8 protein-coding genes are annotated in these 12,148 nt (G+C 67.8%); 7 read left to right on the top strand and 1 reads right to left on the bottom strand.

Annotation, left to right across the window (positions count from 1 at the left end):
* Positions 1-13 precede the first annotated feature (13 nt).
* The 3 genes from ACX1D1_RS00435 (at position 14) to ppdK (ending at position 5,967) form a co-directional block, all read left to right on the top strand.
* On the top strand, positions 14-1,774 hold the full coding sequence (locus ACX1D1_RS00435) for a PTS transporter subunit EIIC (protein WP_459055458.1): 1,761 nt from the start codon (positions 14-16) through the stop codon (positions 1,772-1,774).
* Between the two features lie 538 nt (positions 1,775-2,312).
* On the top strand, positions 2,313-3,200 hold the full coding sequence (locus tag ACX1D1_RS00430) for a pyruvate, water dikinase regulatory protein (protein WP_182781337.1): 888 nt from the start codon (positions 2,313-2,315) through the stop codon (positions 3,198-3,200).
* Between the two features lie 118 nt (positions 3,201-3,318).
* Positions 3,319-5,967 carry a pyruvate, phosphate dikinase gene (gene ppdK / locus ACX1D1_RS00425; protein ID WP_182781338.1) on the top strand — a complete coding sequence of 883 codons (2,649 nt, stop codon included), beginning with the start codon at positions 3,319-3,321 and terminating at the stop codon, positions 5,965-5,967.
* A 179-nt stretch (positions 5,968-6,146) separates the two neighbouring features.
* Here the strand turns inward: ppdK and ACX1D1_RS00420 are convergent, their stop codons facing one another.
* Positions 6,147-6,806: a TetR/AcrR family transcriptional regulator gene (locus tag ACX1D1_RS00420; protein ID WP_459055456.1), complete on the bottom strand. Its 660-nt coding sequence runs from the start codon at positions 6,804-6,806 to the stop codon at positions 6,147-6,149.
* A 139-nt stretch (positions 6,807-6,945) separates the two neighbouring features.
* Here ACX1D1_RS00420 and ACX1D1_RS00415 point away from each other — a divergent pair, with 139 nt between their 5' ends.
* Genes ACX1D1_RS00415 through ACX1D1_RS00400 form a run of 4 tightly spaced genes read left to right on the top strand, consistent with a single transcriptional unit; the run spans position 6,946 to position 12,123 of the window.
* Positions 6,946-8,502 (top strand): ABC transporter substrate-binding protein, encoded by a 1,557-nt coding sequence (locus ACX1D1_RS00415; RefSeq protein WP_459055454.1) that lies wholly within the window; start codon positions 6,946-6,948, stop codon positions 8,500-8,502.
* Positions 8,503-8,516: 14 nt separating this feature from the next.
* Positions 8,517-9,458 carry an ABC transporter permease gene (locus ACX1D1_RS00410; RefSeq protein WP_459055452.1) on the top strand — a complete coding sequence of 314 codons (942 nt, stop codon included), beginning with the start codon at positions 8,517-8,519 and terminating at the stop codon, positions 9,456-9,458.
* Entirely contained in the window at positions 9,455-11,251 is a 1,797-nt protein-coding gene (locus ACX1D1_RS00405; protein WP_459055450.1) for a dipeptide/oligopeptide/nickel ABC transporter permease/ATP-binding protein, read from the top strand. The genes ACX1D1_RS00410 and ACX1D1_RS00405 overlap by 4 nt, the downstream gene beginning before the upstream one ends.
* Positions 11,248-12,123: an ATP-binding cassette domain-containing protein gene (locus ACX1D1_RS00400; RefSeq protein WP_459055449.1), complete on the top strand. Its 876-nt coding sequence runs from the start codon at positions 11,248-11,250 to the stop codon at positions 12,121-12,123. Before ACX1D1_RS00405 ends, ACX1D1_RS00400 begins: the two co-directional genes overlap by 4 nt.
* Positions 12,124-12,148: the final 25 nt, after the last annotated feature.

Genomic DNA, 12,148 nt, shown 5'->3' with positions numbered 1-12,148 from the left:
GAGGCGACCCAAGATGAGCACCGCACAGGACATCGTCACCGCCGTCGGCGGGGGCGGCAACATCGTCGGGCTGAGCCACTGCGCCACCCGTCTTCGGTTCCAGCTGCGCGACGCCTCGGGCATCGACGTGGCCGCCGTCGAATCCATCAAGGGCGTGATGGGCGCCGTGCCCCAGTCGGGCGAACGCTTCCAGGTGATCATCGGTGGCGCCGTCCAGAACGTCTACAACGAGATCAACGAGCTGCCGGAGCTGAAGAACCAGACACCACTGAGCGACGAGGAGCTCAAGGCCGCCGCCCGGGCCGGTGGAGTGCGGGGCAGGTTCGCGTGGATCGACTCGTTCTTCGAGTTCCTCTCGGACAGCTTCCGCCCCATCCTCGGGGCGCTGCTCGGCGCGTCGCTGTTCATCACCTTCATGTCGCTGATGAGCACGCTCGGCGTGATCGGGAACTGGGCGGATCCGCGCGTCACGCTCCCGCCGTCGTGGCAGTTCATGAACCTGCTGTGGCAGTCGGTGTTCGTGTTCCTGCCGCTCATGGTGGCCTACAACGCCTCGAAGAAGCTCGGCGCCGACCCGTGGGTGGGGTTCGCCATCATGGGCCTGGTGATGCTGCCGGGCTTCAGCGCCCTGGGTGGCATCGACGAGGCCTACACGGCGATGATCGCGGGGAGCGAGGTGACGCTCGTCGACATCTTCGGTGTCCCGCTGACCATCTTCAACTACTCCTCGCAGGTGTTCCCGCCGCTCCTGATGGCAGGGGTGCTCGGCCCGCTGTACAAGCTGTTGAAGAAGATCATCCCCGAGAACCTGCACCTGATCTTCGTGCCGTTCCTCGCCATGCTGGTCATGCTGCCGTTGACGGCCTTCCTCATCGGCCCGATCGGCGTCTACGCCGGCGCCGGACTGGCCTCGGTGCTGGAGTCCATCAACGGCTTCTCGCCGTTCATCTTCGCGATCGTGGTCCCGTTGGCCTACCCGTTCATGGTGCCGCTGGGCCTGCACTGGCCGATCAACGCCATCATGCTGCTCAACATCTCCCAGAACGGGTTCGACTACATCCAGGGCCCCATGGGCGCGTGGAACTTCGCCTGCTTCGGCGCTACCGCCGGCGTGCTGTACCTGGCGTGGAAGGAACGCGACGTCCAGATGCGGCAGACGGCCTCCGGTGCCCTGGCCGCCGGCCTGCTCGGCGGGATCTCGGAGCCCAGCCTCTACGGCATCCATCTGCGCTTCAAGAAGATCTATCCGCGCCTGCTGGCCGGCTGCCTCGTCGGCGGTGTCATCATCGGCTTCGGCGGTGGCCTGAAGACGAGCGCGTTCGTGTTCACCTCCCTGCTGACCATCCCGGCGTTCGACAACATCGCCCTCTACGCCCTGGCCATCGCGGCCGCGTTCTTCACCTCGATGCTGCTGGTCGTCTTCACCGACTACCGCACCCCTGAGCAGAAGGCGGCCGCACGCCGTGGCAACGTGGAGGCCGAGGTCGCGACCGCGGAGCCTCGCGTCATCGTCGTCGACGACGTCCAGGTCAACCAGGCTCGTCAGTGGGTCGCGGCTCTGGGCGGCGAGGAGAACGTCGACGGCGTCGAGTGGATCGCGGAGACGCGCGTGCGCGTCGGCGTCAAGGACGACTCCCTCGTGGACGTCGAGGCGCTGCAGCGGGCCGGCCTGGCCGGCGCGGTCAAGGTGGCGCCCAACACATGGCACCTCGTCGCCGGTCTGGAGGCGGAGCAGTTCACCGAAGGCATGCGACGGCGCCTCGCCTCCGTGTAACTGATCGCCCCCATCGCCGACTGCGGCATCCTGCTGTCGGGTGCTGTGGTCGGGTACTGGTGGTCGGGTTGGCGGTGTGTGGTGGGGGGCCGGGCCGCCCATGATGCCGGCGGTGGCGCTTCGCGCGCGGCGCCGTCATCAACGCCCACCCAACCTGCCCCGGCCCCCACCACCCGCCGCCCTGCGGCCCCGTCGCCTCGCGGCCCCGTCGCCTCGCCGCCTGTCTTGTGTCTCGACGCCTGTCCTCAGTTCACCCAACCTGCCCCGGCCCCCCCACCCGCCGCCCTGCGGCCCCGTCGCCTCGCCGCCTGTCTTATGTCTCGACGCCTGCTCTAGATCGCAGGCGCCTCGCAGCCGCCTGTCCTCGGTTCACCCGCCGGCGCTGTAGCGCCGGCGGCCAGACTTAACGCAGGCGCGGGGGCGTCTGTCTCGACGATCCCTGAGGGCGCTGCCCGCCTACCGGTGCGGCGGGTCTCGAAGGTTGTGTCGTACCCTCCCACGGTCCGAACCCACGTCCGGGGGTCATAGAGTGTGGACCATGTCAGCAGAGCCGCTGGAAATCCACATCATCGCCGACTCGACGGGGGAGACGGCCGCCCGGATCGCGCGGGCGGCGATCACCCAGTTCCCGAGCCGCGACTTCACCATCGTCCGCCATCGCAAGATCAACACCACCGCGGCCCTGCTGCGCGCGTTGGAGGCCGTCCGCGACAGCGCCCCTGCCGCAGCCGTGTTCTTCACCCTCGTCAACGAGGAGCTGGCGGACCTGGTGCGCAACTTCTGCCGCGACGCCGACCTCCCGTACGCGGACCTGATGACCGACGCGATGCACGCCCTGGAGCGCATCTCGGGCATCGAGGCGGACCAGGTGGCGATGCGTCCCCCCGGGGTGGAGGCCGAGTACTTCGTGCGGATGGCGGCCATCGACTTCGCCGTCCGGATGGACGACGGCTCCCTCCCTGCAGCGCTGCGGGAGGCCGACATCTGCCTGGTGGGGCCGTCGCGATCCGGGAAGACGCCCCTGTCGATCTACCTGGGCTACATGGGCTACAAGGCCGTCAACGTGCCGCTGGTGCCCGGCATCACGCCACCCAAGGAACTCTTCGAGCTGGACCGGTGGCGCATCGTCGGATTGACGATGGACGCCGAGCGGCTGCTGAAGATCCGCGGGCAGCGCGTGCGGGGCATGGGCGGCTTCGGCACCAAGGACGGCTACGCGGACCTGGTCAAGATCTATGACGAACTCGACGAGATCGGCAAGGTCCAGAAGCGCCTGGGGTGCCCCATCGTCGACACCACTGGGGTGGCCATCGAGGAGGCGGCGTCGCGGATCATCGAAATGGTCGACGATCGGGCCAAGCAGGTGGGCGCACGACTCCGTCGCCCACCGGGCATCGTCCGGCCGGGCACGCCCTGGTCTCCGTGATCCCGCAAGGGGTGGGAGAAGTTCGCCCCTGGGGCGCGGTGCCGAGGCGTCGGGTCTAGGCTGGGCGACGGATGGGGACATCGAGGTCCCCAGGGTTGTCAAAGGAGATTTCCCCAGCATGAGCGAGGATCGTTACATCTATGACCTGTCCGAGGGTGACGCCACGATGCGTAACCTCCTCGGAGGTAAGGGCGCCGGCGTCGCGGAGATGAAGCGCGTGGGCGTTCCCGTGCCCGACGCGTTCACCGTCACCACCACGGCCTGCGTCCAGACCATGAAGCGCAAGGGCGAATGGCCGGAGGGCCTCTCGGATCAGATCGCGGCCGGTCTGGCCCGCCTGGAGGAGCGCACCGGGCGCACGCTCGGCGGCAGCGAGAAGCCGCTGCTCGTCTCCGTCCGCTCCGGCGCCGTCCACTCGATGCCAGGAATGATGGACACCATCCTAAACCTGGGCATCTCCGACGAGTCGGTGGCCGCGGTGGCCGCGGAGTCCGGCAATGAGCGCTTCGCGTGGGACTGCTACCGCCGCTTCATCCAGATGTACGGCGAAGTGGTGGAGGGCGTGCCCGGGCATGCCTACGAGGATGCCCTGACCGCACTCAAGCACCAGCGCGGCGTCGAGCTGGACACTGACCTGTCCGCCGAGGACCTCAAGGGCCTCGTCCAGTCCTTCAAGGACATCTCCAACGACCACCTGGGCGGCGAGTGGACCTCGGACCCCGTCGAGCAGCTCAACCGGGCCATCGACGCCGTGTTCAAGTCCTGGCTCAACCCCCGCGCAGACGTCTACCGCCGCGCCCACAACATCCCGGCGGACCTGGGCACCGCGGTCAACATCATGCAGATGGTCTTCGGCAACCGCGGCGACACCTCGGCCACCGGCGTCTGCTTCACCCGCGACCCCTCCACCGGCGAGAAGGCCCTCTACGGCGAGTTCCTGGTCAACGCCCAGGGCGAGGACGTCGTCGCCGGCATCCGCACCCCCCGCCCGCTCGGTGAGATGAGGGAGGTGCTGCCCGAGGCCTACGACGAGCTGATCGCCACCATGCACAAGATGGAGCAGCACTACCGCGACATGCAGGACATGGAGTTCACCGTCGAGAACGGCAAGCTCTACCTGCTGCAGACCCGCAACGGCAAGCGCACCGCCGCAGCCGCCCTCAAGGTGGCCTCGGACCTCGTCGACGAGGGCCTGCTCACGCAGGAGGAGGCCCTGATGCGCATCGAGCCCGGACAGCTGGATCAGCTGCTGCACCCGGCCATCGACCCGCATCACGGCAAGACGCCCATCGCCCAGGGCCTGCCGGCCTCACCCGGCGCCGCCGTCGGCGAGGTGGTCTTCGACGCGGACACCGCCGCGGAGCGCGGGGGTCGCGGCGAGCCCGTGGTCCTCGTCCGCTTCGAGACCACCCCTGACGACATTCACGGCGTCATCGTCTGCCAGGGCATCCTCACAGCCCACGGTGGCATGACCTCGCACGCGGCCGTCGTGGCACGCGGCATGGGCAAGCCGTGCGTGGCCGGCGCTCAGGGCATCCGGATCGACACTGTGGGCAAGACCCTCACCATCGGTGATCGGGTCATCGCCGAGGGCGAGATCATCACCCTCGACGGCACCGAGGGCCTCGTCTACGGCGAGGAGCTCGAGCTCATTCCTCCGCAGATCAATGAGGACTTCTCCCGTGTGGTCGAGTGGGCCGACGAGGTGCGCCGCCTCGGTGTGCGCGCCAACGCGGACAACTTCGAGGACGCGACGAAGGCCCGCGAGCTGGGGGCCGAGGGGATTGGGCTCTGCCGCACCGAGCACATGTTCATGGCGCAGGACCGCCTTCCCGCGGTGCGCAAGATGATCCTCGCGGAGAGCCCGGAGCAGCGCTCCGCCGCGCTCGCCGAGATCCTGCCCATGCAGCAGGTGGACTTCGAGGGCATCTTCACCGCCATGAAGGGGCTGCCGGTCACGGTTCGCCTGCTGGACCCGCCGCTGCACGAGTTCCTGCCCAACCTCGTCGAGCAGTCGCTGCTGGTGCAGCGGCTGGAGCTGCAGGGTGGGGACGCGCAGGAGTTGGCAGACGCCAAGGCGACGCTCGCCCAGGTCAAGAGGCTGCACGAGATCAACCCGATGCTCGGCACCCGCGGCTGCCGCCTCGCCATGCTGTACCCGGAGATTCCGGACATGCAGGCCCGCGCCATCGTCCGCGCCGCGCTCGCGGTGCTGGACCGTGAGGGGGAGACGGTGGGCGTGGAGATCATGATCCCGCTCGTGGCGTTGACCCAGGAGCTGGAGACCCAGCGGGCCATCGTCGTCGCGGCTGTGGAGGACGAGCTGGCCAAGGCAGGTCGTGAGCTCGACTACACGGTGGGCACCATGATCGAGCTTCCGCGCGCCGCGCTGGTGGCGGACAAGATCGCCGAGTTCGCGGACTTCTTCTCCTTCGGCACCAACGACCTCACCCAGACCGCCATCGGCATCTCCCGCGACGACGCCGAGAACGGGTTCCTCACCACCTACGTGATGGAGCGCGTGCTGGAGCGCAACCCGTTCGAGACGATCGACGTCGAGGGCGTCGGACAGCTGGTGCAGATGGGCGTGGAGAAGGGCCGCTCGGTGAAGCCGAAGCTGAAGACCGGCGTCTGCGGTGAGCACGGGGGGGATCCGGACTCGATCGAGTTCTTCAACTCCGTCGGCCTGGACTACGTGAGCTGCTCGCCGTTCCGGGTGCCGATCGCGCGGTTCGCGGCGGCGAAGGCGGTGCTGAAGCAGCGCTGAGCGCAACTGGATGATGGGGCGGTCGGCAGCAGTGTGCTGCCGACCGCCCCTCCTCGCGTCTCGTCCCATTCCGCTGGCTGAGGTGCCGCGGAGCGGCCTCGAAGCCTGAAGAACGTGACCTTGTCAGCCTCCGTTTCAGTCAGCGGTTGGGTCAGCGGCGACCAGCGGCCTGCCCAACATCAGCGTTGGGCTTGGACCTCGCGCAGCAGTTCGCGGAGGGGCCTGACGAGGTGCAGGTCGAGGAAGTGCTCGATGCCCTCCGCGACGTTGACGTCGTTGACCTTCAGCAGCCACTGGATCTGGAGCCCATCCCAGAGGGCGAACATCTGCGACGCCACTCTCAGCGGGTCCAGGCCGGGCTTCAGGTGGCCCTGGTCGCGTGCGGCGGCCAGCGATTCCCCCGCGATGTCAGTCACCCACTCGTATCTGCGCCTCATGTAGGCGTTGGCCGGGTGTTCGGGTCGGGTCGCCTCGGCCGACAGGACCGCGAAGAGCTCGATCTCGCCGGGCTTGAAGGCGCTCTCCCGGGCATACTCGACGAGCCAGCCCAGCACCTCGATGCCTGGCGGCTTCCCCATGGTCAGCGCGCTGGCGCCCTCGTCGCGCCGCTCCAGGACAGCTGACAGGAGGGCCACCTTGTTGGGGAAGTGGTGCAGCAAGCCCGCCTGGCTGATGCCCGCCAGAGCAGCCACCTCCCGTAAGGACCCTGCCTCGTAGCCCTGCACGCCGAAGACCTGGAGCGCTGCGTCGAGGATCCTCGCCCGGGTGCCTGCGGTCTTGCGGTAGGTGCCCCGCGGGCCCGCCGTCGTCTCATCGGGAACGATGGGCGAAATCGTCACGACAACCTCCTTTGGTTGCTGTCAAGTATCGGGCATCACGAGTGTGTCTCAAAACCTACCGCTTGCTCGGTTTTGTTGCTATGGTTTCCGTCAGAAGGCCGAAGCAAGGATGCGCGGCCACAGTGTGAAGGGACCAAAGATGATCCGTAGGGACTTCCTCAAGATCGGCGCCGCATCTGTCGCAGTGGCCGCATTGGGACTCTCAACCGCCTGTTCCGATGACGGCGGGACCGGTACCGAGACCGGTGGCGCCTCGCCGAGCGGCGGCGCAAGCGGCGGCGAGCTCGTGATGGGCCTGATCTCGGCACCCATGTCGTTCGACCCGTCCGTAGCCGAGTGGGGCAACCGCCTCCCGTATTACCAGGCTGCCTACGACACTATGTTGGTAGCCACACCGGACGCCACCATCGAGCCCTGGCTCGCCACCGCCTTCGAGTACGACGAGGCGCAGACGACCCTCACCCTGACCCTGCGCGACGACGTCACCTTCTCCGACGGCGAGAAGCTCACCGCCGAGGCCGCCGCTCTCAGCATGAACCGCTTCAAGTCCGGCACCGGCCCTGACGCCGGCTACATGGCCAACGTCGACGCCATCACCGCCCAGGGTGAGAGCACGGTCATCGTGACGTTCACCGCACCGGATCCGGCGTTCCTCAACTACCTGACCCGCACTGCCGGCCTCGTCGCCAGCCCGGCTGCGGTCGAGGACCCCAACCTGGCCACCGAGCCCGTCGGCTCCGGCCCCTACACGCTCGATGTGGCCAACACTGTCACCAACACCAGCTACACCTTCCTCAAGCGCGAGGGCTACTGGAACCCCGACGTGCAGCACTACGACGCCATCGTCATGCGCGTCTTCGAGGACACCACCGCCATGCTCAACGCGCTGCGCGCCGGCGAGATCAACTACGCCAAGCTCTCCTCGGCCGAGACCTTCGCGGAAGCCGAGGGCGCAGGTTGGACGCTCAACAAGAACGAATTGGACTTCCAGGGCCTGCTGCTGCTGGACCGCGCGGGTGTGCAGACCCCTGAGCTGGGCGACGTCCGCGTTCGCCAGGCCATCAACCACGTCTTCGACCGCCCAGCCATGCTGCAGGCAGTCGCACTGGGCTACGGCACCGTCACCGGCCAGGTGTTCCCACCCACGTCGGCCGCCTACGACGAGGCACTCGATGAGCGCTACCCCTACGACATCGAGAAGGCCAAGTCTCTGATGGCGGAGGCCGGCTACGAGGCCGGGTTCTCGATGGACATGCCCAGCTCGCCCGTCCTCGGCAGCACCGTCTACGCCCTCGTCGCGCAGGCCCTGTCCGAGATCAACATCACCGTCAACGACGTCCAGCCCGGCCAGAACTTCATCGCCGACCTCCTGGCGCCGAAGTTCTCCGCCGCCTTCATGGCGCTCGAGCAGAACCCGGACTGGCAGCTCACGCAGTTCATGATCGCCGAGAGCGCCGTGTTCAACCCGTTCAAGTACGCCGACCCCAAGGTCGCGGAGATCCTGGACGAGTACCGCACGGCCGACGACGCCCGCCGCGACGAACTGATCAAGGAGCTCAACGCCCACATCGTCGAAGAGGCGTGGTTCGCGCCGTTCTACCGCGTCAACGGCGTGATCGCCACCGATGCTCAGACCACGGTGACGATGCTTCCGACCAACACCATCCCTAACCTCTACGACACCAAGCCCGCCTGATCGGAACTGAGTAGATGCTGCGTTTCATCGGACGCAGGCTGATCGCCGGGGTGGTGCTGGTCTTCGCCATCACCACCCTGGCCTTCGTCCTGCTGTATCTCGGCGGCGGCGACATCGCCCGTCGACTTGTCGGACAGACCGCCACGCAGGAACAGGTGGCGGCCAAGGCGGCCGAGCTGGGCCTGGACCGCCCCCTCTGGGAGCAGTACATGAGCTGGCTGGGCAACGCGCTCACCGGTGATTTCGGCCGGTCCTGGTTCTCCGGGCAGCTCGTCATCGACGGCGTCACCAGCCGGCTGATGGTCACACTCTCGCTGGTCATCGGCGCCACTCTGATCACCGCAGTGTTTGCCGTGATTCTCGGGGTCCTGGCGGCTCTCTCCGGAGGCTGGGTTGATCGCGGCATCCAGTTCCTGACCGTGCTCGGCATGGCCATCCCCGGCTTCCTCATCGCCGTGGGCCTGGTCTTCGTCTTCGCCATCGAGCTCGGGTGGTTCAACGCCACCGGGTTCACCCCGCTGAGAGACGGCTTCGGCGGGTGGGCGCGGTCTGTGGCCCTCCCCATCACGGCGCTGGCCATCGGCGGATCGTCCGCGGTGGCCCAGCAGATCCGAGGATCCGTCGTCGACGCGCTTCAGAAGGACTACGTCCGTACGCTGCGCTCCCGCGGCCTGGGCACCCGGAGCGTCGTCTTCAAGCACGTCCTCCGAAACTCCCTGAGCCCAGCCCTGGCGGTGCTGAACGTCCAGTTCATCGGCATGCTGGGCGGCGCCGTCATCGTGGAACAGGTCTTCCAGATGCCCGGCCTCGGCCAGCTCTCCGTGGGTGCCACCACACAGGGTGACATTCCAATGGTGATGGGTCTGGTGGTGGCCACAGCGGTCATCGTCATCATCGTCAACCTCCTGATCGACATCGCGCAAGGTCTGCTGAACCCGAAGGTGAGACTCGGATGAGCCAACAAGTCACTCTCCAGATTCCGGTGGCCCCCCAGGCGGCCAAGCGGTCCGGGGTGCTGCGCCGCGTGTTCCGCAACCCGGTGGCCGTCTTCGCCATGACATTCCTTGGGTTGGTCGGCCTCGCCGCGCTCTTCGGTCCCATGTTGGCGCCGCTCGACGGCAACAAGGCCGACGCCTACAAGATCCTCGCCCCCGCCGGCGACGGGTCCCTCCTCGGGTACGACGGCGCTGGCCGCGACATCTTCTCCCGTCTCCTGTCCGCCACCCAGATCTCCATCTCGGCAGCGCTCGTCGCCCTCGTGGTGGCTCTCCTCATCGGCGTCACGGCCGGCCTCCTCGCCGGGTACTACAAGGGGTGGCTCGACACCACGTTCACGTGGGTCACGTCGCTGACCATGGCCCTGCCGGGCATCATCGTCCTGCTGGCCGCCCGCGCTGTCGTCGGGCCGTCGGTGTACTGGTCGATGGTGATCTTCGGTTTCCTGATGAGCCCGTCGTTCTACCGGCTCGTCTACGCCTCGGTCAGTGCGGTGCGTGAGGAGCTCTACGTCGATGCGGCGCGCGTGGCCGGCCTGTCCGACGCACGCATCATGAGCCGGCACATCCTCGGCGTCGTCCGGGCGCCGATCATCATTCAGGCCTCGATGATCATGGCGATCGCGATCGCGATCCAGTCCGGCCTCGAATTCCTGGGCATCGGCGACCCGCAGACCCCCACCTGGGGCTCGATGCTCGCGGATGGGTTCGACGTCATGTACCGCATGCCGATCAACATGCTGTGGCCGTCACTGGCCATCGGCCTGACCACCATCTCGCTCACTCTCCTGGCCAACGCCATGCGCGACGCCCTCGAACGGACCGCGACCGCGGGCCGGAAGAAGAAGCGGTCCGATCCCGAGAAGAAGGCGGCCCCCGCGTCCCTCAAGCACGAGGACGACGCCCGCATCGCGGAGCGCACCGGCGAGGTGCTGCTCGAGGTCACAGACCTGCGGGTCGGCTACGACCAGCCCGACGGTGCCGTGATCGAGGTGGTCCACGGCGTGGACCTGACGATCAGGCGCGGCGAGGTGCACGGGCTGATCGGCGAGTCCGGCTCGGGCAAGACCCAGACCTCCTTCGCGGTCCTGGGCCTCCTCCCGACTGGTGGGCGGGTGCTCGGCGGCTCGATCGTGTTCGAGGGAACCGATCTGGTCTCCGGGAGCGCCCGCGGGCATGCCGCGGTGCGGGGCAAGAAGATCGCCTACATCCCGCAGGAGCCGATGAGCAATCTGGATCCAATGTTCACCATCGGCAGCCAGCTCGTCGAGCCACTCCGAGCAACCATGGGGCTGGACAAGGTGGCTGCCAAGGAGCGGGCGCTCGCGCTGTTGGCGCGGGTCGGCATTCCCGAGCCGGAGCGCACCTTCAACTCCTATCCCCATCAGGTCTCCGGCGGCATGGCCCAACGCGTGCTGATCGCCGGTGCGGTGTCCTCGGACCCGGACCTGCTCATCGCCGACGAGCCCACCACGGCGCTGGATGTCACCATCCAGGCTGAGGTTCTGGACCTGATCCGGGACCTGCAGAGCGAGTTCCACATGGCTGTGCTGCTGGTCACGCACAACTTCGGCGTTGTCGCGGACCTCTGCGACCGCGTCTCGGTGATGAAGGAGGGCCTCATCGTCGAAACTGGGCCTGTCAGGTCCATCTTCAAAGCTCCCCAGCACGACTACACCCGCTCGCTCCTCGACGCCATGCTCGACGAGGACGGTCCCGTCCGCCCGCCGCTCACCGTTGGAGGCGTCGCATGACCACCACGCTCCTTGAGGTCAAGGACCTCGACGTCATCTACCCGGGTGGCGGTGGCCGCAAGCCCTTCCATGCCCTGAAGTCCGTCTCCCTCGACATCCTTCCGGGCGAGACGGTGGGCCTGGTGGGGGAATCGGGCTCCGGCAAGACCACCCTGGGCCGCGCGGTCCTCGGGCTGGCCCCGGTCAGCGGCGGGTCCATCACGTTCAACGGTCAGGACATCTCGCAGCTGCACCGCAGGGAGCGCCGAAAGCTGGCCAAGGACATCCAGGTGGTGTTCCAGGACCCGTATTCCTCGCTGAACCCGTCGATGACGATCGAGCAGATCCTCGCCGAGCCGCTCACCGCCAACGGCGTCGAGGGTAAGGCGGCGCGGGCGCGGGTGAAGGACCTGCTGGACAAGGTCCACATGCCCACCGACTCAGGCAGCCGGCTCCCCAAGGAGTTCTCCGGCGGCCAGCGTCAGCGGATCGCCATCGCCAGGGCGCTGGCCCTCGACCCGAAGCTGATTGTCGCCGACGAGGCGGTCTCGGCGCTGGACCTGTCGACGCAGGCCCGCGTGCTGGACCTGTTCGTCGAAATCCAGGAGGCCACCGGCGTGGCCCTGCTCTTCGTCACCCACGACCTCGCCGTCGTGCGGCACGTCAGCCACCGGGTGGCTGTGCTGTACCGCGGCGAGATCGTGGAGTCCGGGCTGGTCGACGCGGTCACCAAGCACCCCGAACACCCCTACACCCAACGTCTGTTCATGGCGGCCCCGGTTCCTGACCCGGACCGCCAGGAGGCGCGCCGCGCGCAGCGGCTGCGGATGCTCGCACAGCAGGCGGAGATGAAGGAACAGGCCGGCGCGGGCCTTGAGCTCGACGCTCTCTGAGCACCCCCTCGGGGAGGCGGCCGAC

The sequence above is a fragment of the Tessaracoccus luoxuelianae genome, assembly GCF_054483915.1.
Note: the sequence above shows the minus strand (reverse complement) of the source record. Positions and strands in the feature narration are given on the sequence as shown.

Excerpts from the sequence above, each read along its gene's own strand:
- ppdK (WP_182781338.1), top strand. The coding sequence starts at position 3,319 with ATGAGCGAGGATCGTTACATCTATGACCTGTCCGAGGGTGACGCCACG.
- ACX1D1_RS00405 (WP_459055450.1), top strand. The coding sequence starts at position 9,455 with ATGAGCCAACAAGTCACTCTCCAGATTCCGGTGGCCCCCCAGGCGGCC.
- ACX1D1_RS00430 (WP_182781337.1), top strand. The coding sequence starts at position 2,313 with ATGTCAGCAGAGCCGCTGGAAATCCACATCATCGCCGACTCGACGGGG.
- ACX1D1_RS00435 (WP_459055458.1), top strand. The coding sequence starts at position 14 with ATGAGCACCGCACAGGACATCGTCACCGCCGTCGGCGGGGGCGGCAAC.
- ACX1D1_RS00415 (WP_459055454.1), top strand. The coding sequence starts at position 6,946 with ATGATCCGTAGGGACTTCCTCAAGATCGGCGCCGCATCTGTCGCAGTG.
- ACX1D1_RS00400 (WP_459055449.1), top strand. The coding sequence starts at position 11,248 with ATGACCACCACGCTCCTTGAGGTCAAGGACCTCGACGTCATCTACCCG.
- ACX1D1_RS00410 (WP_459055452.1), top strand. The coding sequence starts at position 8,517 with ATGCTGCGTTTCATCGGACGCAGGCTGATCGCCGGGGTGGTGCTGGTC.